Annotated in this window: 16 protein-coding genes and 2 pseudogenes; 9 read left to right on the forward strand and 9 right to left on the reverse strand. The window is 60.1% G+C overall.

Features of this window, described 5'->3' with window-relative positions; genetic code table 11:
• Nucleotides 1-11 precede the first annotated feature (11 nt).
• Nucleotides 12-1,716 (reverse strand): annotated as a pseudogene (locus AC1DVE_RS12585) (ShlB/FhaC/HecB family hemolysin secretion/activation protein).
• 292 nt (nt 1,717-2,008) lie between these two features.
• Here AC1DVE_RS12585 and AC1DVE_RS12590 point away from each other — a divergent pair.
• Nucleotides 2,009-2,241: pseudogene (locus tag AC1DVE_RS12590) on the forward strand (hypothetical protein).
• A 112-nt stretch (nt 2,242-2,353) separates the two neighbouring features.
• Here AC1DVE_RS12590 and AC1DVE_RS12595 read toward each other — a convergent pair.
• Nucleotides 2,354-3,694 (reverse strand): DEAD/DEAH box helicase, encoded by a 1,341-nt coding sequence (locus AC1DVE_RS12595; RefSeq protein ID WP_007972492.1) that lies wholly within the window; start codon nt 3,692-3,694, stop codon nt 2,354-2,356.
• Nucleotides 3,695-3,886: 192 nt separating this feature from the next.
• Here AC1DVE_RS12595 and AC1DVE_RS12600 point away from each other — a divergent pair, with 192 nt between their 5' ends.
• The gene (locus AC1DVE_RS12600) at nt 3,887-5,185 is read left to right on the forward strand and encodes a mechanosensitive ion channel family protein (protein WP_223456361.1); all 1,299 of its coding nucleotides are present in this window, start codon (nt 3,887-3,889) and stop codon (nt 5,183-5,185) included.
• A 135-nt stretch (nt 5,186-5,320) separates the two neighbouring features.
• Here the strand turns inward: AC1DVE_RS12600 and AC1DVE_RS12605 are convergent, their stop codons facing one another.
• Nucleotides 5,321-5,965: a hydrolase gene (locus tag AC1DVE_RS12605; protein WP_008018228.1), complete on the reverse strand. Its 645-nt coding sequence runs from the start codon at nt 5,963-5,965 to the stop codon at nt 5,321-5,323.
• Nucleotides 5,966-6,123: 158 nt separating this feature from the next.
• On the opposite strand from AC1DVE_RS12605, the gene AC1DVE_RS12610 reads away from it, so the two are divergent.
• On the forward strand, nt 6,124-7,011 hold the full coding sequence (locus AC1DVE_RS12610) for a LysR family transcriptional regulator (protein ID WP_223536046.1): 888 nt from the start codon (nt 6,124-6,126) through the stop codon (nt 7,009-7,011).
• A 29-nt stretch (nt 7,012-7,040) separates the two neighbouring features.
• Here AC1DVE_RS12610 and AC1DVE_RS12615 read toward each other — a convergent pair whose 3' ends face one another.
• The 3 genes from AC1DVE_RS12615 to AC1DVE_RS12625 all read right to left on the reverse strand — a co-directional run bounded on the left by AC1DVE_RS12615 (nt 7,041) and on the right by AC1DVE_RS12625 (nt 9,340).
• Nucleotides 7,041-7,907 (reverse strand): carboxylate/amino acid/amine transporter, encoded by an 867-nt coding sequence (locus AC1DVE_RS12615; RefSeq protein WP_223456363.1) that lies wholly within the window; start codon nt 7,905-7,907, stop codon nt 7,041-7,043.
• A gap of 354 nt (nt 7,908-8,261) precedes the next feature.
• Nucleotides 8,262-8,861 (reverse strand): FMN-dependent NADH-azoreductase, encoded by a 600-nt coding sequence (locus tag AC1DVE_RS12620; RefSeq protein ID WP_046043697.1) that lies wholly within the window; start codon nt 8,859-8,861, stop codon nt 8,262-8,264.
• Between the two features lie 164 nt (nt 8,862-9,025).
• A complete protein-coding gene (locus AC1DVE_RS12625) occupies nt 9,026-9,340 on the reverse strand; it encodes a 3-phosphoglycerate kinase (protein ID WP_223456364.1) in 315 nt (104 codons plus the stop codon).
• A gap of 49 nt (nt 9,341-9,389) precedes the next feature.
• Between AC1DVE_RS12625 and AC1DVE_RS12630 the strand changes: the two genes are divergently transcribed.
• The 5 genes from AC1DVE_RS12630 to aqpZ all read left to right on the forward strand — a co-directional run bounded on the left by AC1DVE_RS12630 (nt 9,390) and on the right by aqpZ (nt 14,521).
• A complete protein-coding gene (locus tag AC1DVE_RS12630; protein WP_095058943.1) occupies nt 9,390-10,313 on the forward strand; it encodes a PA3225 family LysR-type transcriptional regulator in 924 nt (307 codons plus the stop codon).
• Nucleotides 10,314-10,327: 14 nt separating this feature from the next.
• Nucleotides 10,328-11,131, forward strand: coding sequence for an alpha/beta fold hydrolase (locus tag AC1DVE_RS12635; protein ID WP_223456365.1), 804 nt, complete (start codon nt 10,328-10,330; stop codon nt 11,129-11,131).
• A gap of 3 nt (nt 11,132-11,134) precedes the next feature.
• Nucleotides 11,135-11,692 carry a peptidylprolyl isomerase gene (locus tag AC1DVE_RS12640; protein WP_477783956.1) on the forward strand — a complete coding sequence of 186 codons (558 nt, stop codon included), beginning with the start codon at nt 11,135-11,137 and terminating at the stop codon, nt 11,690-11,692.
• Between the two features lie 94 nt (nt 11,693-11,786).
• On the forward strand, nt 11,787-13,619 hold the full coding sequence (locus AC1DVE_RS12645; protein ID WP_223456367.1) for an ABC transporter ATP-binding protein: 1,833 nt from the start codon (nt 11,787-11,789) through the stop codon (nt 13,617-13,619).
• A gap of 203 nt (nt 13,620-13,822) precedes the next feature.
• The gene (aqpZ, locus tag AC1DVE_RS12650) at nt 13,823-14,521 is read left to right on the forward strand and encodes an aquaporin Z (RefSeq protein WP_223456368.1); all 699 of its coding nucleotides are present in this window, start codon (nt 13,823-13,825) and stop codon (nt 14,519-14,521) included.
• A 20-nt stretch (nt 14,522-14,541) separates the two neighbouring features.
• On the opposite strand, the gene AC1DVE_RS12655 is transcribed toward aqpZ, so the two are convergent.
• Nucleotides 14,542-15,666 (reverse strand): GNAT family N-acetyltransferase, encoded by a 1,125-nt coding sequence (locus tag AC1DVE_RS12655; protein ID WP_223542962.1) that lies wholly within the window; start codon nt 15,664-15,666, stop codon nt 14,542-14,544.
• 281 nt (nt 15,667-15,947) lie between these two features.
• Here AC1DVE_RS12655 and AC1DVE_RS12660 point away from each other — a divergent pair, with 281 nt between their 5' ends.
• Nucleotides 15,948-17,279: a putative porin gene (locus AC1DVE_RS12660; protein ID WP_223456370.1), complete on the forward strand. Its 1,332-nt coding sequence runs from the start codon at nt 15,948-15,950 to the stop codon at nt 17,277-17,279.
• Nucleotides 17,280-17,616: 337 nt separating this feature from the next.
• Here the strand turns inward: AC1DVE_RS12660 and AC1DVE_RS12665 are convergent, their stop codons facing one another.
• The gene (locus tag AC1DVE_RS12665) at nt 17,617-18,738 is read right to left on the reverse strand and encodes a beta-ketoacyl-ACP synthase III (RefSeq protein WP_223456371.1); all 1,122 of its coding nucleotides are present in this window, start codon (nt 18,736-18,738) and stop codon (nt 17,617-17,619) included.
• 277 nt (nt 18,739-19,015) lie between these two features.
• On the reverse strand, nt 19,016-22,927 hold the full coding sequence (hrpA, locus tag AC1DVE_RS12670; RefSeq protein WP_477783957.1) for an ATP-dependent RNA helicase HrpA: 3,912 nt from the start codon (nt 22,925-22,927) through the stop codon (nt 19,016-19,018).
• Between the last annotated feature and the right edge of the window lie 82 nt (nt 22,928-23,009).

Consider the following 23,009-nt stretch of genomic DNA (forward strand, 5'->3'; position numbering starts at 1 on the left):
GTGAGGCGAAATCAGAGAAAGAAATCCATCCGGAACCAGATCGGCGCTTCGCGCTCGGTCAGGGCGTCCGGACGTTCAAGGGAATGGGCAAAGGTCACGCTCGCGGCGAGGTGCTGGCCGCGAGCAAACACCTCCACCGAGTTGCCGGACATGCGCCCGTGTTGATCGCCGTTGAAGCGATCGTTGCGAATCACGCCCTGGTCGTAACCGAGGCTGGTGCCGTATTCAGCGAACACAGAGCGCAGCCAATCCAGGGTGACCTGCCGGCTCCAGCGCAGGTCGTTGCGCCAGTAACCGCCGCTGTCACCGGACAGGGATTGGTCCTTGTAACCACGGATCGACGACAACCCGCCGAGGCTAGTGCGCTGCGGGCCGAACAGTACGTCTTCACTGCGCTGGCCGGTCATCAGGCTGCTGAAACTTAGTGACTCGCCCCATAGCTTGAACGGCTGCAAGTAGCTCGCCGTGGCGGTGTATTTGCGGTAGCGCGCGTTCGGTTCGCCAGGGCCTGGGTGATCGTTGCCCTGCGCATCGAACGCACCGATACCCTCTTGCATCCCGAGGTCGAGGTTGACGAATGCGCTGCCGACTCGCCGACCGTGATTGATCCCAAACTTTGCTTCGCTGATGCGGTTACTGCTCAGCTTGAGCTTGCTACCTTCGATGAAGTTGTTGGTGCGCAGGTACGACAAGCCAGTGCTGAGCGAGGTCTTGCTCACTGCATCGCGATGGATCACCCGCTCAGCATGTAGTTGATGGTTTTCGCTGTCGCCGATCTGTTTGAAATTGAAGCCGTTGGCCTGGGCCAACGAGCGATAGTCACTCTGGCTGTAGGCGTAACTGAAGTTCCACCAGCCCACGGCAGGCTGTAATTGAGCATTGTGTTGCTGGAGGTGCGCTGGTGATCGCTCACCGCATCGTGACCACCTCGCAGATTCAACTGATCGGCCAGCCCTAGCGGGCTGTCCCAATCAAACGTCGTGCCCCACTGCTGCTCGCCGGTGCTGCGCATGCCGTCGTTGCTGCGGGACAACCCGGCGCGCCAGGGTTTTTGCGGGGAGTTTTTGACCAGTACTTCGCTGCCCCCAACGTTCTTGCCCGGTGCCAACTCCATCTGTGCCTGATTCGATGGCAAGCGGTTGAGTTGATCGACCAGTTGCTCGATTTCGCGCAGGTTGACCAACTCACCGGTTTTTCCGGGGAATGCCATGCCCAGCTCACGGTCCGACAGCTTGCTGCCCTGCGCGCCTTTCAACCCTTCGAGCTTGCCCTCGACCACCAGTACCTTCGGTGCTCGCCGGACAAATCCTGCTGCGGCAAATAAGCACGGCTGGTGACCAGGCCTTTTGCGATGTAGTGATCGGTGATGACTTTCAGCAGTTCGTTGAGCTGAGTGACGCCCAGGCATTGGCCAATGTAAGGCTTGAGCAGACGTTTTTTTTTGCTATCGGAAAGGCTGTCGGCGCCCTTGAGTTCGATGTCTGTGATGGGGAAACAACGGGTGTCCGCAGGCGCCGCGGGTTGAACGGGTTTGGTTTCCTTACTGGGCAATTCCTTGAGATCTTCGAGACGCCGACGTTGCTCTTCGAGCAGACGATCCTGACGTTCGCGGATGAGATCAGTGTCACCCGGGGTGGTGACAGTACTAGCAGAATTCAGCGGAGAAAGGCACAGCAAAGCCAGGCACAACCTCGCCACAAGGGCGGGTGAGTACATGTTCGATCCCTCGAAGCGGAAGGTGATAGCACAATAGCGGCGCGATATTAGAGAGCCGTCATCCTGACGTCAGATAATGGATCCATTCGAAAAGTATGGGGGACGAACGGTAGCGGTTAAATCGGGCGATTCCGACCGGTATGCAGGACGTTTCTTGATACAAGGGGGGAAAGCGGCGGCCAGGCGACGGTATTTCCGAGAGCGTATTTATCCTACAGAAGCAGCGGTATGAACTTTCCGAACCCCACAGCCTCAACCGATTAACCGCCCAACACGGATCCCGAGGCCTCTCATGAAATCCCTTCTGACGCTCACTCTCGCCACTAACTTCGCCTGCGCCCTCCCCGATTGGGCCTCCCCCCCCCGAGAAAGCTACCGCCAAGCGCGAGCAACTGGCCCGGGAAGTGGCCAAGCTCACCGAGCAAAAACCCGGCCAAAACCAAAGAGATCAACGACGAGTTGCAGAAGATGGGTCTGGGCACGGCCAGCAAGGATTTGCCGGATAAATACCAGTTGATTGATTAGCGTTTGAAAAAGTTGCAGACGACAGACAAGAAAGCCGAAAGCTGATCGTTTGAGGAATTTCGAGCATAAAAAAACCGGACATTTGTCCGGTTTTTTTGGTCACGGCATCGACTTACTCAGCCGCCGGCGCTTCCGGCTTGCGGCGCTTGAGCGGGGCCATGCCGTCCTTGCTGACCAGGGAATCGCTCTTCGGCCGGTTGGCGCTCTTGCGCTTGGTCGGGGTCTTGGCGGCAGTTTTCTTCTTGTCGCCCTTGGCGTCGGTCTTTTTCTTCTTCACGCCGACGGCCTTGCCCGAGGCCTTGACCTTTTTCGGTCCGCCGTAGGTGCCTTTGACTTCCTTGATGGTGCGGCGCTCGAAGCTCTGCTTGAGGTAGCGCTCGATGCTCGACATCAGGTTCCAGTCGCCGTGGCAGATCAGCGAGATGGCCAGGCCATCGTTACCGGCGCGGCCGGTACGACCGATGCGGTGCACGTATTCGTCGCCGCTGCGCGGCATGTCGAAGTTGATCACCAGGTCCAGACCGTCGACATCCAGACCGCGGGCGGCAACGTCGGTAGCCACGAGGATTTTCACGCCGCCCTGCTTCAGGCGGTCGATCGCCAGTTTGCGATCCTTCTGGTCTTTCTCGCCGTGCAGCACGAACGCTTTGTATTCCTGCGCCACCAGGCGGCCGTAGATACGGTCGGCCATGGCCCGGGTGTTGGTGAAGACGATGGCCTTCTGGTAGGTCTCGTTGGCCAGCAGCCAGTTGACGATCTGCTCTTTGTGCTGGTTGTGGTCAGCGGTAATGATTTGCTGGCGAGTGGTGTCGTTCAGCTGGCTGACCGCGTTGAGCTGCAGGTGCTCAGGGTTGTTCAGGACCTTGGCGATCATCTCGCGCAGGCCCGAACCACCGGTGGTGGCGGAGAACAGCATGGTCTGCTGACGGTTGGTGCACTCGTCCACCAGACGCTGAACGTCTTCGGCGAAGCCCATGTCGAGCATGCGGTCGGCTTCGTCGAGCACCAGTACTTCAACTTCTTTCAAGTCGAGGTTGCCGGCGTTCAACTGCTCGATCATCCGGCCCGGCGTACCGATCAGGATGTCCGGCACCTTGCGCAGCATCGCTGCCTGGACCTTGAAGTCTTCGCCGCCGGTGATCAGGCCGGACTTGATGAAGGTGAACTGCGAGAAGCGTTCAACTTCTTTCAGAGTCTGCTGGGCCAGTTCGCGGGTCGGCAGCAGGATCAGGGTCTTGATGCTGACGCGGATTTTCGCCGGGCCGATCAGACGGTTGAGGATGGGCAAAACGAATGCAGCGGTTTTGCCGCTACCGGTTTGCGCCGTCACCCGCAGGTCACGCCCCTGGAGCGCCAGCGGAATGGCCGCGGCTTGCACAGGCGTTGGCTCGACAAATTTCAGCTCGGCCACGGCTTTGAGCAGGCGTTCGTGCAGGGCGAATTGGGAAAACACGGGTGCTACCTCGAAGAAATGCAAAAAAACAGCTGCATAGGGTAACGGTTTCGAGCGCTCAGGCCGAGTTTCTTTATACAAATGGCGGTAAACAGTTGGTTTTTTGTTGCCTGATTTTTCCCCGAACGTAATACAAAGCGTCTTAAATGCTCTAATCCCCTTTCGCGCCTTACAGAAGAATCGTTTTCGACCATGGATATCAAACAGCTCTGGATCAACATCCTGGACCTTTGGGGGGCCCTCGACCAGCACCCGCTCGTGCACTCCAGCCTGTCGCTGTTGCTGCTGTTGGCAATTGCGCTGTTCCTCGGACGGGTGGCGCGTTACCTCATTCTGCACGCGGCCAAAATGCTCGGCCGCCAGCCGGCCTTGCACTGGGTCAATGATTTTCTACAGAACAAGGTGTTCCATCGCCTGGCGCAGATCGCGCCTTCGCTGGTGCTCCAGTTCGGTCTCAATCTGGTGCCGGACCTGAGCAAAACCAGCCTGAATTTCCTCGGCAACGTCGCGCTGTCCTTCACTTTCCTGTTTCTGCTGCTGGCGGTCAGCGCCTTGCTCAACGCCCTGCTGGACATCTACGCTCGCACCGAGCACGCCCGCACCCGCTCGATCAAAGGCTATGTGCAACTGGCGAAAATGGTGTTGTACGTATTTGGCGCGATCATCATCGTCGCCACGCTGATCGACCGCTCGCCGCTGTTGCTGCTGTCGGGTCTGGGTGCCATGTCGGCGGTGATTCTATTGGTCTACAAGGACACGCTGCTGTCGTTCGTCGCCAGCGTGCAGTTGACCAGCAACGACATGCTGCGGGTCGGCGACTGGATCGAGATGCCCCAGGTGGGCGCCGACGGCGATGTGGTGGACATCACGCTGCACACGGTCAAGGTACAAAACTTCGACAAGACCATCGTCTCGATCCCTACCTGGCGCCTGATGTCCGAGTCGTTCAAGAACTGGCGCGGCATGCAGGCTTCCGGTGGCCGCCGGATCAAACGCAGCCTGTTCATCGACGCCAGCGGCGTACGTTTTCTGCGTGACGACGAAGAGCAGAAGCTGTCCCAGGTGCACTTGCTCACCGACTACATGAGCCGCAAACAGGCCGAACTCAAGGCCTGGAACGAAGCCCAGGGCAACGTCGCGGCCATGTCGGCCAACCGTCGGCGGATGACCAACATCGGCACTTTCCGCGCCTATGCGCTGGCCTACCTGAAGAGTCACCCGGGGATCCAGCCGAACATGACCTGCATGGTCCGCCAAATGCAGACCACGGCCCAGGGCATTCCGCTGGAAATCTACTGTTTTACTCGCACCACGGCGTGGGCCGACTACGAGCGGATCCAGGGCGATATTTTCGACTATCTGTTGGCGGTGCTGCCGGAGTTTGGGTTGAGTCTTTATCAGCAGCCGAGTGGATCGGATTTGCGGGCGGGGATATTGCCGGCGGTACTGGGCGCAAGCCATCTTCCCGAAGCCGAAAAACGCAGGATGTAACACCCAAAAACAAATGTGGGAGCGGGCTTGCTCGCGAATGCGGTGGGTCATTCAACATTGATGTCGACTGACACTCCGTTTTCGCGAGCAAGCCCGCTCCCACATGAACCGCATCGTTACTGATGTATTTATGGATTACTTCACCTGCCGCTGCGGTGCCTTGTGCACCATGGTGTAGGCGTAATCCACGCCCATGCCGTACGCGCCGCTGTGTTCCAGCACCAGTTCCATCACCGCCTCGTAAGTGTCCTTGTGTGCCCAGTCACGCTGGTATTCGAGCAACACTTGTTGCCAGGTCACTGGCACCGCGCCGGCCTGAATCATCCGTTGCACCGACATGTCGTGGGCTTCTTTACTGGTGCCACCCGAAGCGTCGGTGACGATGTAGACCTCGTAGCCTTCGGCCAGGGCTTCCAGCGCCGGGAAAGTCAGGCAGACCTCAGTCCACAGCGCGGCAATGATCAGCTTCTTGCGCCCGGTGGCTTTCACCGCGTCTACCAACGCCTTGTCTTCCCAAGAGTTCATCGAGGTGCGCTCGATCGGCTTTTGATCCGGGTGCACTGCCAGCAATTCAGGCCAGATGTAGCCACTGAAGCTTTCGGTTTCGACCGAGGTGTAGATGGTCGGTACGTTGAAGATCTTCGCCGCCTTGGCCAGGCCCACGGTGTTGTTCTTCAAAGTCTGACGGTCGATGGACTGCACGCCGAATGCCATTTGCGGCTGGTGGTCGATCAGGATCAGGGCGGAGTTGGTTGGGTTGAGCAGTTCACGAATAGACATGGCGCGTTCCTTTTGATGTCGATACTTCGAATGGGTAAGGGGTTAGTCGACGTTGCCTTCAGCGGCGTTGTTGTCGGCTTGGATGTCACTTTAGGGACTGGCGATAAAAGGGACAATTACCTAAAATAGAGAATCATTGATTCTAAAATAGGGACAATATGGATCGCATCGAATGCATGCGCGCCTTCGTCGTCACGGTCGGCGAGAACGGCTTCGCCGCAGCCGCCCGCGCCATGGACGTGCCGCGCTCGAAAGTCAGCAAACAGATTCAGGCGCTGGAAGAAGCCATCGGCGTGCAATTGCTGCAACGCACCACCCGCAGCCTGCACCTGACCGAGGCCGGGGCCGAGTATTTCGATGCAGCACGGGAGGTGTTGGCGGCACTGGACGAGGCCGAGCAACGCGCCCGTGACGGCATCGGCGAGTTACGCGGTGTGTTGCGGGTCAATGCGCCGATGTCGTTCGGTCTTCGGCGGCTGGGGCCGTTGATTCCGCTGTTTCATGAACAGCACCCGAACATCGAACTGCAACTGGTGCTCAGCGACCAGCAGGTCGACCCGGTGCGGGGCGGCTTTGACGTGACCATCCGCATCGCCAGCATGCCTGACTCGACGATGATCGCCCGGCAACTGGCGCCCGCGCCGCGCATCATGGTGGCATCCCCGGCTTATCTCGAGCGTGCGGGTGTTCCGCAGACTCCGCAGGATCTGCGCGCCCATCAATGTCTGAACTACGGGTATCTACAGAGTGGTGTCAGCCTGCAACTGTGCAATGGCAAGGAAACCCAGCGGGTGAATGTCACCGGGCCGTTGCACGCCAACAACGGTGATTTGCTGGCCCAGGCTGCAGAGGCCGGCATGGGCATCGCCCTGCTGCCCGACTTTATCGTCGAGGATGCATTGGCGGCCGGGCGACTGATGCCGGTGCTGTGCGAATGGCAGGCCCCGGCGATCACCATCAACGCGGTGTATTCGTCAGCCCGGCGGGTGCCGCAGAAGACCCGGGCGTTTATCGAGTTTCTGGTGGGGCAGTTAGCCCCGAAGTAACAGTAAGGCATCACACAATCCCACAGGGTTCAGCGTGCCACTATCGGCTTGCGTATACCCAACCGACTGATCCACACCGCCAGCAAAATCACCGAACCGCCGAGCAACAACCGCCCCAGTTCCTCATGCTGGTTCCAGATCAGCAGGTTGATCAGCAACCCCACTGGCACATGCAGGTTGTTCATCACCGCCAGCGTCCCGCCATTGACCAGGCACGCGCCCTTGTTCCACCAGTAGAGCCCCAAAGCGGTCGAGACCAGGCCGAGGAACAGCAGCACGCCCCATTGCAACGGCGCTTCAGGCAGGAAGTTCTGCTTGCCGAACAACAAAAACGCCGGCAACGCCACCGCCAGTGCGCCGAGGTAGAAGTAGCCGAAGCGACGGTAATGCGGCAGATCGCTCGGGTGGCGGGCGACCAGGTGTTTATAGAGCACCTGACCGGCGGCGTAGGTGAAGTTGGCCAGTTGCAGCAACAGGAACCCCATGAAGAAGTCCGGGTTGATCCGGTCAAAGCGAATCACCGCCGCCCCCGCCACCGCCACCAGCGCCGCGACCAGGGCCCAGGGATTGAAACGGCGATTGAGCGCATCTTCGATCAGGGTCACGTGCAGCGGCGTGAGGATGGTGAACAGCAGCACTTCCGGCACCGTCAGTACGCGAAAGCTCAGGTACAGGCAGACGTAGGTCACGCCGAACTGCAACGCACCGATCAGCAGCATGCCGCGCATGAACGCCGGTTCCACCGAGCGCCAGCGGGTCAGTGGAATGAACACCAGCCCCGCCAGTAGCACACGTACCAAGACTGCGAAATAACTGTCGACATGACCGGCCAGATACTCGCCGATCAAACTGAAGGAAAACGCCTGGATCAGCGTGACAAAAAGTAGATAGCCCATGCTCGCCTCATTTCGAATGGCGGCGACGATAGCGGTTTTCGCTTTGAATCGCGATCCCCGAAAGCTGTCGGAAAACACGCAAAACCTTGTGGGAGCGGGCTTGCTCGCGAAAGCGGTGTGTCAGGCAACAATAGTATCGACTGACACGACGCCTTCGCGAGCAAGCCCGCTCCCACAGGGTTTTGTAGGTGTTTGTCAGATCGCAGGCAAAAAAAAGCCCGATCTCGCTAAAGCGTTCAATCGGGCCAGGGCACTCAGGAGCAACCAGTGCGAAGGGAGGTTCGATGCGCGTACAGCCTTGAAGGGTTGCGCCAGGTCACTAGACCATCCAGCGATTATCTGGCGATTAACCGGTCAGGCCACTTGCGAGAGCTTGGCGTTCGCCTGGTTCAGGCCTTTCTCCTGGAAGTCACCGCCCAGGTTCATGCCTTCGGCGTGGATGAACGTCACGTCGTGGATGCCGATGAAGCCCATGACCTGACGCAGGTACGGTTCCTGGTGATCGGCGGTGCTGCCGGCATAGATGCCGCCGCGAGCCGTCAGCACATAGGCGCGCTTGCCGCTGAGCAGGCCTTGCGGACCGGTTTCGGTGTACTTGAAGGTCACGCCGGCACGCAGCACATGGTCGAGCCAGGCTTTCAGGGTGCTGGGGATCGCAAAGTTGTACATGGGCGCGGCCATGACCAGTACATCGGCGGCGAGCAATTCATCGGTCAACTGGTTGGAGCGTTCCAAGGACGCCTGTTCGATGTCGCTGCGCTGCTCGGCGGGTTTCATCCAGCCACCCAGCAGGTTGATGTCCAGGTGCGGCACCGGCTTGACGGCCAGGTCGCGGACGGTGATCTGGTCATTCGGGTGAGCGGCTTTCCACTGGCTGATGAAGGTCTGGGTCAGTTGGCGGGAAACCGAGTCTTGCTGACGGGCACTGCTTTCGATGATCAGAACGCGGGACATGGGATGTAGCCTCCATCTGAGAATGCGGTAGGTCGATGGAGTGAAGGTTAAACAGAGTCATATCGATGAAAAAGCGCAAATAACTGCTATAACCCATCAATAAATTCGTTTATAAGCAACCCATGCCTCTGTGGGAGCGGGCTTGCTCCCACAGGAGATCGCTGTCATTTCGGGGTGCAGGTCAGCTCGATGCGCAGCTTGATGATGCTGCGGGTGAACTTGACGGTGGCATTTTTGTGTTTGCCGGCCGATACGTCGATCTTGCGGGTACGCGGTGCTTCCGGGCCATTGATGAAAACGGCCTTGCAGCTGGCATCGACGTCGCCGTAGTTGGCCACCTGAATGGAGCCGATGTCGCTATCCGTGTCGTAGGTCTGGTAATCGATCTTCATGCCGTTGAGGTCTTTTTTCACATCGATCGGGTAAGCCATCGCCGTCAGCGGCAGCAGCGCCAGCAGCACACAACAGAATTTTTTCATTCAGCAGCCTCCAATAAGGGCTGCCAGCTTAGGACAAGAGGAGCTCAACATGAAAGCGCCCCGCGTGACCCTTGATCAATGGCGAACGCTGCAGGCCGTGGTCGATCACGGTGGTTTCGCCCAGGCCGCCGAGGCGCTGCATCGCTCGCAATCGTCAGTCAGCTACACCGTGGCCCGCATGCAGGATCAGCTCGGCGTGCCGTTGCTGCGCATCGACGGACGCAAAGCCGTGCTGACCGAAGCCGGCGGCGTGCTGTTACGCCGTTCCCGGCAATTGGTGAAACAGGCCAGTCAACTCGAAGACCTGGCCCATCACATGGAGCAGGGCTGGGAAGCCGAAGTGCGCCTGGTGGTCGATGCCGCTTACCCAAGCGCCCGCCTCGTCCGCGCCTTGACCGCGTTCATGCCGCAAAGCCGTGGCTGCCGGGTGCGGCTGCGTGAGGAAGTGCTGTCGGGCGTGGAGGAGGTCCTGCTCGAAGGCGTGGCCGACCTGGCCATCACCGGGTTCAGTATTCCCGGTTACCTGGGCGCGGAGTTGAGCGACGTCGAGTTCGTCGCGGTCGCCCATCCGGAGCATCCCCTGCACCGCCTCAACCGCGAACTGAACTTCCAGGACCTGGAAAGCCAGATGCAAGTGGTGATCCGCGACTCGGGCCGCCAGCAGCCACGGGACGTTGGCTGGCTCGGTGCCGAACAGCGCTGGACCGTCGGCAGCCTGGCCACCGCCGCGACCTTCGTCAGCAGCGGTCTGGGGTTTGCCTGGCTGCCCAGGCACATGATCGAACGGGAACTCAAGGAAGGTACGCTCAAGCTGCTACCGTTGGATCAGGGCGGTAGCCGTAACCCGAGCTTTTACCTGTATTCGAACAAGGACAAACCGCTCGGGCCGGCCACGCAGATTCTCATCGAACTGCTGCGTACGTTTGACACCGCACCACTGGACGCACCGTTCGCCGCCCCCGAACAAGCCTGACACGGAGTGTATGCATGGCCTATTTCGAACACGAAGGTTGCAACCTGCACTATGAGGAATATGGCCACGGCACGCCGTTGCTGCTGGTCCACGGTCTGGGCTCAAGCACCCTGGACTGGGAAAAACAGATCCCGGCACTTGCCACCCGCTACCGGGTGATCGTCCCGGATGTCCGCGGTCACGGCCGTTCGGACAAACCCCGGGAGCGCTACAGCATTGCTGGATTCAGCGCTGACCTGATTGCACTGATCGAGCACCTCAATCTCGGTCCGGCACATTATGTCGGCCTGTCGATGGGCGGCATGATCGGCTTCCAACTGGGCGTGGATCAGCCGCAACTGCTCAAGAGCCTGTGCATCGTCAACAGCGCGCCCGAGGTCAAACTGCGCAGCCGCGATGACTACTGGCAGTGGTTCAAGCGCTGGAGCCTGATGCGCGCCCTTAGCCTGGGCGCCATCGGCAAGGCGCTGGGCGACAAGTTGTTTCCGAAGCCCGAGCAGGCCGACTTGCGACAAAAGATGGCCAAACGCTGGGCAACAAACGACAAACATGCTTATCTCGCCAGCTTCAATGCCATTGTCGGCTGGGGGGTTCAGGAACGACTTTCGAAGGTCACCTGTCCAACCCTCATCGTCAGCGCCGACCGTGACTACACACCGGTGGCGCTGAAGGAAAACTACGTAAAACTGCTGCCCGACGCGCGGCTGGTGGTGATCGCCGATTCACGCCATGCCACGCCGCTGGACCAACCGGAACACTTCAACCAAACACTGCTGGAGTTTCTGACCGCAGTCGACACCACCACTCAGGATCACTGACCCATGCTGAAAAAAATCGCCCTCGCCGCAGGCTCCGTACTGTTTGCCGCCAACCTGATGGCCGCGACGCCGGAAAAGGCCCCCCATGTGCTGCTGGACACCACCAACGGCCGGATCGAAATCGAACTGGACCCGGTCAAGGCCCCGATCAGTACCAAGAACTTCCTTGAGTACGTCGACAGTGGCTTCTACAACAACACGATTTTCCACCGGGTGATCCCGGGTTTCATGGTCCAGGGCGGTGGTTTCACCCAGGCCATGCAGCAAAAAGACACCAAGGCACCGATCAAGAACGAGCACCAGAACGGCCTGGTCAACGTTCGTGGCACTTTGTCCATGGCCCGTACTTCGGTGCCTGACTCGGCCACCAGCCAGTTCTTCATCAACGTCAAGGACAACGACTTCCTTGACCAGGGCGACGGTTACGCGGTGTTCGGCAAAGTCGTCAAAGGCATGGACGTGGTCGACATCATCGTCAATTCGCCAACCACCGTTCGTGGCGGCATGAAAGACGTTCCGGCCGATCCGGTGTTCATCAAGTCGGCCAAGCGCATCGACTGAGACTAAGCTGGACAAGGATGTCCGAGCCGTTGCCGGTGTTTGCCGGCAACGCTCAAACCGTTAAAAGGAGAGCCCGCTCGCGGGCGAATAACCAATGCTTTATCGCCGCTTTGAAAAACTGATCGATGTTTTCCGTGAAGCACCGACGGCGTCTCCGCCGGACCGGGTTTTTCCTTTTTATACCTATTACCTCAAGCAGGTCTGGCCAAGCTTCGCCGCCCTGCTGATCGTCGGCCTGATTGGTGCATTGATCGAGGTGGCGCTGTTCAGCTACCTGAGCCGCATCATCGACCTGGCCCAAGGCACGCCGAACGTCAGTCTGTTCCAGGATCACGCCCTCGAACTGACCTGGATGGTGGTGGTTGCGCTGGTGCTGCGCCCGATCTTTGTCGGCCTGCATGACCTGCTGGTGCATCAGACCCTGAGCCCCAGCATGACCAGCATGATCCGCTGGCAGAACCACAGCTACGTGCTCAAGCAGAGCCTGAATTTCTTCCAGAACGACTTCGCCGGGCGCATCGCCCAACGCATCATGCAAACCGGCAACTCACTGCGCGATTCCGCCGTGCAGGCCGTGGATGCGTTGTGGCATGTGCTGATCTACGCCATCAGCTCCCTGGTGCTGTTCGCCGAAGCCGACTGGCGCCTGATAATCCCGCTGTTGACATGGATCTTCGCCTTCATCGGCGCCCTCTGTTACTTCGTGCCACTGGTCAAGGATCGCTCGGTGGTGGCCTCCGATGCGCGCTCCAAACTCATGGGGCGGATTGTCGACGGCTACACCAATATCACTACCCTGAAATTGTTCGCCCACACCAACTTCGAACAACAATACGCCCGCGAAGCCATCAAGGAACAGACCGAGAAGGCGCAACTGGCCGGCCGCGTGGTCACCAGCATGGACGTGGTCATCACCAGCATGAACGGCTTGCTGATCGTCTGCACCACCGGTCTGGCCCTGTGGTTGTGGACGCAGTCGTTGATCAGCGTGGGGGCGATTGCCCTGGCCACCGGCCTGGTGATCCGCATCGTCAACATGTCCGGCTGGATCATGTGGGTGGTGACCGGCATCTTCGAAAACATCGGCATGGTCCAGGACGGTCTGCAGACCATCTCGCAACCAGTCTCCGTCACCGACCGCGACCAGGCCAAACCCCTGGCGGTGGCCCGTGGCGAAGTGCGCTTCGAACAGGTGGATTTCCACTACGGCAAGCAGAGCGGGATCATCGGCGACCTCAACCTGACCATCAAGGCTGGCGAGAAAATCGGCCTGATCGGCCCGTCCGGTGCCGGCAAGTCGACCCTGGTGAACCTGCTGCTGCGCCTGTACGACGTGGAAGGCGGACGCATCCTGATCGACGGCCAGAACATCGCCGACGTCAGCCAGGAAAGCCTGCGCGAACGCATCGGCATGATCACCCAGGACACGTCGCTGCTGCACCGTTCGATCCGTGACAACTTGCTGTATGGCAAGCCCGACGCCACCGACGCCCAACTCTGGGAAACGGTACACAAGGCCCGGGCTGACGGTTTCATTCCGTCGCTGTCGGACGCTGAAGGCCGCACCGGTTTCGATGCCCACGTCGGTGAGCGCGGGGTGAAACTCTCCGGCGGCCAGCGCCAGCGCATCGCCATTGCCCGTGTACTGCTCAAGGACGCGCCGATCCTGATCATGGACGAGGCCACGTCGGCACTGGATTCGGAAGTCGAAGCGGCGATCCAGGAAAGTCTCGAAACCCTGATGCAGGGCAAAACCGTGATCGCCATCGCTCACCGGCTTTCGACCATCGCCCGGATGGACCGGCTGGTGGTGCTGGAAAACGGCAAGATCGCCGAAACCGGGACCCATGCCGAACTGCTCGCCCATGGCGGTTTGTATGCGCGGTTGTGGCAACACCAGACCGGTGGGTTTGTCGGGATCGATTGAGTATTGCGGCGGCCACAAGGATTGGCGCGACCGATAGCCCCCAAAAAACCGCCAGAGCCTGTCAACAACGGGTCCTGGCGGTTTTTTATGCCTGCTGGAATTCTGAAAAAACCGTGCTGTACTCACTTCAATGTTCTGGAGGTGGTTCTGCAGTCCATCGGCTGGATGCTAAAGGCAGCATAATCTCGAAAGGGCTCACTCTCATGTCTCTGTTAAAACGTTCGGCTACAGAGTTGGTAGGTACGTTCTGGCTGGTGTTGGGTGGTTGCGGCAGTGCGGTGCTGGCGGCGGCTTTTCCGGATGTGGGGATCGGTCTGCTCGGGGTGTCCTTCGCGTTTGGCCTGACAGTGCTGACCATGGCTTTCGCCATCGGCCATATTTCCGGCTGCCATCTCAACCCTGCGGTATCCCTCGGCCTGGTGGTGGGTGGGCGGTTTCCGGCCAATGAATTGCCGGCCTACATCATTGCCCAGGTCATTGGCGGCGTGATTGCAGCCGCCCTGCTGTATTTCATTGCCAGCGGCAAACCCGGTTTCGAACTGGCGGGGGGCCTTGCGTCCAACGGCTACGGCGAACACTCGCCTGGCGGCTATTCGATGGCGGCGGGATTTGTCTGTGAACTGGTGATGACCGCGATGTTCATCCTGATCATCCTCGGCGCCACCGACAAACGTGCACCGGCAGGCCTGGCACCGATTGCCATCGGCCTGGGGCTGACGCTGATCCACCTGATCTCGATCCCGGTCACCAACACCTCGGTCAACCCGGCTCGCAGCACCGGCCCGGCGCTGATCGTTGGCGGCTGGGCGATTCAACAACTGTGGATGTTCTGGGTCGCACCGCTACTCGGTGCAGTGGTCGGCGGCGTGCTGTATCGCTGGCTGGGCAAAGAAGAAAACTGACACGCTGCACGGTGTGAATGTCAGCCTTGTCGATAAGGCAAGGCTGACTTCGCATCCTCTGCATAAGCCAGCACCCCCAACCGCTCCTGCTCCAGAAAGTCTTTCACCGCAGCTTTCAACCCCGGATGCCGCAAGTAGTGCCAGGAATGGGTGATCACCGGCTCGAACCCGCGAATCAACTTGTGCTCGCCCTGTGCCCCGGCATCGAAACGCTGGAAACCGTTGGCAATGGCATAGTCCATACCCTGGTAGAAACAGGTCTCGAAATGCAGGCGATCAAACTCCGCCAGGCATCCCCAGTAACGGCCATAAAAGCTGTCGCCCCCCACCAGACTGAACGCCATCGCCACCGGCCGTGAACCCTGTTTGGCCAGCACCACGCGAATCGATTCCGGCATGCGTTCGGCCAGCAGGCTGAAAAACTCCCGCGTCAGATACGGCGCTTGCCGGCGCACCGCGTACGTATTGGCGTAGCAGGCATAGACGAAATCCCATTGCGCCTGACTCAGATCCCGCCCCTCCAGCCATTCAAACTCGAAGCCCTGCCCCGCCACCTGCTCGCGCTCCTTGCGCATCTGTTTGCGCTTGCGCGAACTGAGCACGTCGAGGAAGTCCTGGAAATCCCGGTAGCCGCGATTCTGCCAGTGGTATTGACAGCCAACGCGCTGCAGCCAGCCGGGCTGCTCACTCAATGCCGCGTCAGTGAACGGATCGGTGAAGTTGATGTGCGCGCTGGAGAGCCCTTCAAGCTCAAGGTAGCCCGGCAGGCTTTTCAATAACTCGAAGCCGTCTTCGACCGTGGCCGCCAACAGCCGCGGCCCGGTGACCGGACTAAACGGCACCGCGGTCAACAGCTTAGGGTAGTAGTCGATGCCGGCACGCTCACAGGCATCGGCCCAGGCGTGATCGAACACGTACTCGCCGTAGGAATGCCACTTGCGATAACCGGGCAGCGCGGCGATCAGTCGATCGCCTTCGACGTGCAATAAATGCTCAGGCTGCCAGCCGGTATGGGGTCCGACGCTGCCGCTGTCTTCCAGTGCGCTCAAAAAAGCGTGACGCAGAAAAGGCTGAGTCTCGGGCACCAGTGCGTCCCACTGCTGCGGGGCGATTTCTGACAGTTTTTGCAGGCGTTGCAACGGCATCACCATCCTCACTCTTCATGGCGTGAAAGCCCCGCGAGTATCGCCTATCGCTCTGCAATGCACACGAGCAAAACGACGACAGTGCTCTAACTCAATAGTTCACGGCGGCTTTGTATCGTCACGGACATGACATCACATTGCCACTGCTCTGTCATAAACCATCGCGATACTGGCGCCTGTTTTTAGAGCGCCGGGTTATACCCGGTCACTGTTTTCCGCCACTAAATGGTCGGTTGTGTCCCGGATGGCTCTGTCATCCCCTCTCATCTTCGGAGATTGATATGCGTCTTGCTTCCACGAAAACTGCGGCGGCCTTGTGCGGCGGCCTGTTGCTGGCCATGAGTGTTCCGGCCAGTGCCGCAGTCGACGCCAAACTGCTCGACATGCTCAAGGCTAACGGCTCGATCACCAACGCGCAGTACAGCGAACTGCAAGCCGAGCTGGCCAGGGATCAGAAAGACCAACAGATCGCCCGTCAGGCTCAGCAAGAGACTAACGAGCAAATCGCGGCAACCGCGAAGAAAACCGACGCACTGAGCACTTTCGACCAGAAGCTGGCATGGGCCGCCAAGACCCAGTTCAAGGGTGACGTACGCTTCCGTGAAGAAACCGTGCACAACGATGGCGTGCCAAACAACAAGGACCAGGACCGTCAGCGCATTCGTGCCCGCCTGGGTGCCTACAGCGAAATCAACCCGCAGGTCGACACCGGTATCCGTATCGCCACCGGCAACAACGACGACGCTCGCTCGACCAACCAGGACCTGAACAACTACTTCGACAAGAAGCAGATCTGGCTGGACCAGGGTTACATCGACTACCACCCGGATGCGATCAAGAACCTGCACCTGGTTGGCGGCAAGATGCCGCAACAATGGGTGAGCATGGGCGACATCATCTGGGATAGCGACATCAACCCGGAAGGTGTGGCAGTCACCTACAAGTACCCGCTGAGCGGCAGCACCGAGCTGTTCGGTAGCGCCGGTCACTACACCCTCAAGGACAACGTCGACGGTGAAGGCGTGCAGTTCAAACACGACCTGCGCCTATACGCTGGCCAGTTGGGTGGTCGCTTCGCCATCACCGACAGCATGAAAATGACGTTGGGCGGCAGTATCTACTCCTACGACAACGACAGCAGCAGTGCCTGCCCTACCTCCGGTACCGTCACCACGCCATGCGCACTGGCCGTCAACGGCAACAGCCCGGGCGAAACCTTCAAACTGTACGAAGGCTTTGGTCAGCTCGACTTCTCCAACCTGCCAGTTCCGCTGTCGATCTACGGTCAGTACGTCAACAACACCGATGCCAGCAACGACCAGGACACTGGCTGGTTGGCTGGTGTGAAGTCCAAGGTCTACGGCTTCAACCTGGACTACAACTACCGCGACGTGCAGCGTAACGCTGTGGTGGGTGCCTTCACCGACTCCGACTTCGCCAACGGCTTCACCGGTTCGCGCGGCAGCAAGATGAAAGTGAGCTACGATCTGGACAAGAACTTTGCCTTGGGCGCGACCTACTTCATGGCGACTTCGGACCAGACCAACGCCAACATCAAGAAAACCGATTCGGACATCAACACCCTGCAACTGGATGCCGAAGCGAAGTTCTGATTCACCCCGCTACACGACTCGGGCAAGGAAGCCCGGGTTCCTTTTACAGCCTGGCGTTGGTGTGTCGGCCCCCATCATCCTCCGATGCATCAACGCGAGACTGTTTTCTCTCCCCTCCCCATCGAATCAGCTTCATGTGGCGAGCGAGCTTGCTCGCGCTGGACTGCGAAGCGGTCCCAGAACCAGTCACCTCGATTTGCCAGACATGCCGCATCAGCCTGTTTTACGACGACTTCGTCGCCGAACGGGAGCAAGCTCCCTCGCCACAAAAGCCCCGCAAAAAAAATCGCAGCTTTCGGCTGCGATCTTTTCATCTGTTGCGACAGTTAATTCAAACTCAGCGCTTGCGCAGCAACACGCTACCAATCGAATAACCGGCGCCGAACGAACTGAGCACGGCCAGCGAACCGGCGGCCAGGTCGTCCTGGTTCTTGTGGAACGCAATCACCGAACCTGCGGAACTGGTGTTGGCGTAGGTGTCGAGAATCACCGGCGCTTCCTGTTCGGTGGCGTCGCGACCCAGCAGTTTCTTGACGATCAGGTGGTTCATGCTGAGGTTGGCCTGGTGCAGCCAGAAGCGCTTCACGTCGCTGACGTTGAGCTGGTTCTCTTGCAGATGCTCACTGATCAGCTCGGCAACCAGCGGGCAGACTTCCTTGAACACCTTACGGCCTTCCTGCACGAACAGTTTGTCCCTGGCGCCGATGCCCTCTTGCGCCGCGCGGTTGAGGAAGCCGAAGTTGTTGCGGATGTTGTTGGAGAACTTGGTCAGTAGCTTGGTGCTGACGATGTCGAACTGGTACTTGGACGTCGCCAGGTCAGCACGTTCGATGATCACCGCAGTGGCGGCATCGCCGAAGATGAAGTGGCTGTCGCGGTCACGGAAGTTCAGGTGGCCGGTGCAGACTTCCGGATTGACTATCAGGACCGCCCGGGCCTGGCCCAGTTGCACGCTGTTGGCGGCGGTCTGGATACCGAAGGTCGCCGAGGAGCACGCCACGTTCATGTCGAAACCGAAACCCTGGATGCCCAGCGCTTCCTGGACTTCGATGGCAATGGCCGGGTAAGCACGTTGCAGGTTGGAACAGGCGACGATCACGCCGTCGATGTCCGCGGCGGTCTTGCCGGCGCGCTGCAAGGCTTGTTCGGCCGCGCCGATGGCCATCTGGCAAAGCACCGACCACTCGTCGTTGGAACGCTCCGGCAGGCGTGGAGCCATGCGCTGCGGGTCGAGGATGCCTTCCTTGTCCATGACAAAGCGGCTCTTGATGCCGGAAGCTTTTTCGATGAAGGCTGCGCTGGATTCGGTCAACGCTTCGACTTCACCGCGCGCAATGGAGTCGGCGTTGTCGGCGTTGAATTGCGCCACATAAGTATTGAAAGACTGCACCAGCTCTTCGTTGGAGATGCTGTTGGCCGGGGTGTACAGGCCGGTGCCGCTGATGACGACGTTATGCATGGTCGTGTCTCTAATCTGTTCAGGCAGAAAGCATTGGCACAGTCGTACCAATACACAAAGGGTCTATTCCCGTCCGGGGGACGAAAACCTGGCATCGCTTTATTCCGACCTGCCCGAGACCGTGAAGGCTCAAAACCGCGGGGCCGGCGTTTATAGGCGCGAAGTTTGCCATAAACGTGGGCATTTCGCCCCTTTTGCTGGATCAAACTCCCACTGACACACCACCTGACCTGTGGGAGCGGGCTTGCTCCCACAGGGTATTGCACCAGCCTCCGGCCTACGGCTCGACTTGCGACCACTGCTTGTTCAGGCGCTTGTCGGAGATCGGCACCTTGGTTCCCAACTGCTGCGCAAACAGCGAAACCCGGTATTCCTCCAGCCACCAGCGATACAACTCCAGTTGCGGATCGCGCTTGCCTTCCTGGGCATGTTTGTTGGCGCGGGTCTGGTATTGCGCCCACAGTCCGCTCAATTCGCCACTCCAGACCCGGTCGCGCTGCACCTGGGCACCGATTTTTTCAAAGCGCTGTTCGATCGCCTTGAGGTAACGCGGCAACTCCTTGAGCCACTGCATCGGCGTTTCCCGGACAAACCCCGGATAGACCAAGTGGCTGAGCTGCTGCTTGATGTCGTTCAGGGCCACGGCTTGCGCCAGATCAATCTTGCCCTTGAAGCGCTTTTGCAGGCCATGCCAAAGCTTGAGGATTTCCAGGGTCAGCTTCGCCACACGCTCAGCGTGCTCGGTCCAGGCGCCACGCTTGCGCTCCGCCAGCGACGCCAATCCGGCACCATCGCGCGGCAACGGGTCCTCGCCCTCAAGAATGCAGCTGTCGAGGCTGGCCAGCAGAATGTCTTCCACCAACGCATCGACGCGCCCCATGTCGCGGTACAGCAGGCCCAGTTCGGTCAGGCCCGGCAATTTGCCACGGAGGAATTTGGCAGGTTCGGCCAGTTGCTGCATCAGCAAGCGTTGCAGGGCACGGCGATGCTGGAACTCGGCCTCGGCCGGGGTCGAGAAGCGCCCTTCCTTGACCATCCCGGTCTCCTCCACCAGCGCCGGGTAGACCGTCATCGACAGCCCGGCGATCTTCTGCTGGGTTTTCTCGGCCACGGCGGCGAATACTTTCGGCTCCACCGGCTGCTGGCTCTTCGCGGTTTGCGGCACCGCCAATGCTGCCTGGCTGGCCTCGGCGAAACGTGCGGTCAGTTCGGCCAGATCGCGACCCTCACCGAGGAACTTGCCCTGGGCGTCGACGATTTCCAGGTTCATCCGCAAATGGCTTTCGACCTGCTGCGCCGCCTCGGCCCAGGCTTCATCACTGACCCGCGCACCGGTCATGCGCAGCAGCTCGCGACCCAAGGCCTGAGGCAGCGAGCCCTCGGCAAAGGTCATGCGCTGCAAGGCCGCCTTGACGAAGTCCGGCACTGGCACGAAGTTCTTGCGCAAGGCCTTGGGCAGGTTGCGCACCAGGGCAATGCACTTGGCTTCGATGACGCCCGGCACCAGCCATTCCAGGCGTTCCGGCGGCAACATCGGCAACAGCGGTGCCGGCACGCGCAGGGTCACGCCGTCCCGTGGGTGATTCGGTTCGAAGTGGTAGCTGAGGGCCAATTCCAGATCGCCGATGTGCAGCGTATCCGGGTAATACTGGGCGGTGACTTCACTGGCTTCGCGGGCCAGCACGTCCTCTTCGCGCATGATCAGCAATTGCGGGTCTTTCTGGCTGTTGATCCGGTACCAGCTGTCGAAGGTCGCGGTCTGGTGGATCTCCGCCGGCAGCCGTGCGTCGTAGAAGGCGTACAGGGTTTCTTCGTCGGCGAGGATGTCGCGACGACGGGCCTTGGCTTCCAGTTCGTCGAGCTGTTCCAGCAACTGCGCGTTGGCCGACAAACACTTGGCCTTGGACTGAATCTCGCCGCGCACCAGCGCTTCACGGATGAACAATTCGCGGGACACCACCGGGTCGACCGGGCCGTAATGCACCGGCCGGCGCCCGACCACGATCAGCCCGAACAGGGTGATCTGCTCGAACGCCACGACCTGGCCGCGCTTCTTCTCCCAATGGGGCTCGAAGTGGTTTTTCTTGATCAGGTGCCCGGCCAGCGGCTCGATCCAGTCGGCATCGATCTTGGCGACCATACGCGCGTAAAGCTTGGTGGTTTCCACCAGTTCGGCGGTCATCAGCCATTGCGGGCGCTTCTTGCCGATGCCCGACGACGGATGAATCCAGAACCGCCGCTGACGCGCGCCGAGGTAGTCGCCGTCTTCGGTTTTCTGGCCGATCTGGCTCAGCAGTCCCACCAGCACCGCTTTGTGCAGTTTCGGATAATCGGCCGGCTCTTTATTGAGGCTCAGCTGCATGTCGCGGCAGATCAGGCTCAACTGGCGATGGGAGTCGCGCCACTCGCGCAGGCGCAGGTAATTGAGGAAATTCTTGCGGCACCAGTTACGCAGCGGACTGGCAGTCAGCGCCTGGCGCTGCTCTTCGAAACCGCGCCACAGATTGACCAGCCCGGCGAAGTCCGAGTCAGCGTCTTTCCACTGGGCGTGGGCCTGATCCGCCGCTTGCTGACGCTCCGGCGGACGCTCGCGCGGGTCCTGGATCGACATGGCGCTGGCGACGATCAGCACTTCCTGCAAGCTGCCGAGCTTCGCCGCTTCGAGCAGCATGCGGCCCATTCGCGGGTCCACCGGCAAGCGTGCAAGTTGGCGACCGAGAKGGGTCAGCTGACTGTTGCGGTCCACCGCCGAGAGCTCCTGCAGCAGGTTGTAACCGTCGCTGATCGCTTTGCCGTCAGGCGGCTCGATGAACGGGAACGCGCTGACTTCGCCGAGACGCAGATGCAGCATCTGCAAGATGACCGCCGCGAGGTTGGTGCGCAGGATTTCCGGATCGGTAAATTCCGGACGTCCGATGAAATCTTCTTCGCTGTACAGGCGCACGCAGATGCCCGGCTCAACCCGCCCGCATCGACCCTTGCGCTGGTTGGCGCTGGCCTGGGAAATGGCTTCAATCGGCAGACGCTGGACCTTGGCCCGGTAGCTGTAGCGGCTGATGCGCGCCGTACCGCTGTCAATCACATAGCGAATGCCCGGCACGGTCAGCGAGGTTTCCGCGACGTTGGTCGCCAGTACCACGCGACGGCCCGGGTGCGACTGGAAAATCCGCTGCTGCTCGGCCGGCGACAAGCGCGCGTACAACGGCAGGATTTCAGTGTGTTTGAGCTGGGCTTTGCGCAGCATGTCGGCGGCGTCGCGAATCTCGCGCTCACCGGGCAGGAACACCAGCACGTCACCGGGACTGCGGCGTTCACTGCGCTCATAGGCGGCGATTTCGTCGAGGGTGGCGAGGATCGCCTGATCCACCGTCAGGTCGTCCTCGACGCGGTTGCCCTCTTCGTCCTGCTCAAGTGTTAGCGGACGATACCAGGTGTCCACCGGGAAGGTGCGGCCGGACACCTCGACAATCGGCGCGTCATCGAAGTGCTTGGAGAAACGCTCCAGGTCGATGGTCGCCGAGGTGATGATGACTTTCAGGTCGGGACGGCGCGGCAGCAGGGTTTTCAGGTAGCCGAGCAGGAAGTCGATGTTGAGACTGCGTTCGTGGGCTTCGTCGACGATGATCGTGTCGTAGCGTTCCAGGTAGCGGTCGTTCTGTGTTTCCGCCAGCAGGATGCCGTCGGTCATCAGCTTGATCAGGGTGCTGGAATCGCTCTGATCTTCAAAACGCACCTGATAGCCGACCAGCGCGCCCAGCGGCGTGCCGAGTTCTTCGGCGACCCGGCTGGCGACGCTGCGCGCAGCGATCCGGCGCGGCTGGGTGTGGCCGATCAGGCCATGCTGGCCGCGACCGATTTCCAGGCAGATTTTCGGCAACTGGGTGGTTTTACCCGAGCCGGTCTCACCTGCGATGATCAGCACCTGATGCTTTTCCAGCGCCTTTTTTATTTCGTCGCGTTTGGCGGCAATCGGCAGGCTGTCGTCGTAACGAATCACCGGCAGGCTGGCCTTGCGCGCCAGCACCTGCTCACAGGACGCCTGCATCCGCGTCACCCACTGGCCCAGTCTGGCCTCGTCGGGTTTCTTGCGCAGCTCAAGCAACTGCCGCCGCAGCCGGTGGCGGTCGGCGAGCATGGCGTGATCGAGGTTTTTCAGCAGTTTGTCGATGGAGGGCGATTCGTCGGTCATCGGGTACGCAATTCAGTCGTCTAGTGGCGCAAGGGTGCGGATTGTCGCAGAAAAGCAGCTTCAAGCGGCAAGCTACAAGCCG

The sequence above is a fragment of the Pseudomonas sp. P4_B4 genome, from assembly GCF_056402255.1.

Excerpts from the sequence above, each read along its gene's own strand:
- AC1DVE_RS12600 (WP_223456361.1), top strand. The coding sequence starts at position 3,887 with ATGGATATCAAACAGCTCTGGATCAACATCCTGGACCTTTGGGGGGCC.
- AC1DVE_RS12605 (WP_008018228.1), bottom strand. The coding sequence starts at position 5,965 with ATGTCTATTCGTGAACTGCTCAACCCAACCAACTCCGCCCTGATCCTG.
- AC1DVE_RS12610 (WP_223536046.1), top strand. The coding sequence starts at position 6,124 with ATGGATCGCATCGAATGCATGCGCGCCTTCGTCGTCACGGTCGGCGAG.
- AC1DVE_RS12615 (WP_223456363.1), bottom strand. The coding sequence starts at position 7,907 with ATGGGCTATCTACTTTTTGTCACGCTGATCCAGGCGTTTTCCTTCAGT.
- AC1DVE_RS12620 (WP_046043697.1), bottom strand. The coding sequence starts at position 8,861 with ATGTCCCGCGTTCTGATCATCGAAAGCAGTGCCCGTCAGCAAGACTCG.
- AC1DVE_RS12625 (WP_223456364.1), bottom strand. The coding sequence starts at position 9,340 with ATGAAAAAATTCTGTTGTGTGCTGCTGGCGCTGCTGCCGCTGACGGCG.
- AC1DVE_RS12630 (WP_095058943.1), top strand. The coding sequence starts at position 9,390 with ATGAAAGCGCCCCGCGTGACCCTTGATCAATGGCGAACGCTGCAGGCC.
- AC1DVE_RS12635 (WP_223456365.1), top strand. The coding sequence starts at position 10,328 with ATGGCCTATTTCGAACACGAAGGTTGCAACCTGCACTATGAGGAATAT.
- AC1DVE_RS12640 (WP_477783956.1), top strand. The coding sequence starts at position 11,135 with ATGCTGAAAAAAATCGCCCTCGCCGCAGGCTCCGTACTGTTTGCCGCC.
- AC1DVE_RS12645 (WP_223456367.1), top strand. The coding sequence starts at position 11,787 with ATGCTTTATCGCCGCTTTGAAAAACTGATCGATGTTTTCCGTGAAGCA.
- aqpZ (WP_223456368.1), top strand. The coding sequence starts at position 13,823 with ATGTCTCTGTTAAAACGTTCGGCTACAGAGTTGGTAGGTACGTTCTGG.
- AC1DVE_RS12655 (WP_223542962.1), bottom strand. The coding sequence starts at position 15,666 with ATGCCGTTGCAACGCCTGCAAAAACTGTCAGAAATCGCCCCGCAGCAG.
- AC1DVE_RS12660 (WP_223456370.1), top strand. The coding sequence starts at position 15,948 with ATGCGTCTTGCTTCCACGAAAACTGCGGCGGCCTTGTGCGGCGGCCTG.
- AC1DVE_RS12665 (WP_223456371.1), bottom strand. The coding sequence starts at position 18,738 with ATGCATAACGTCGTCATCAGCGGCACCGGCCTGTACACCCCGGCCAAC.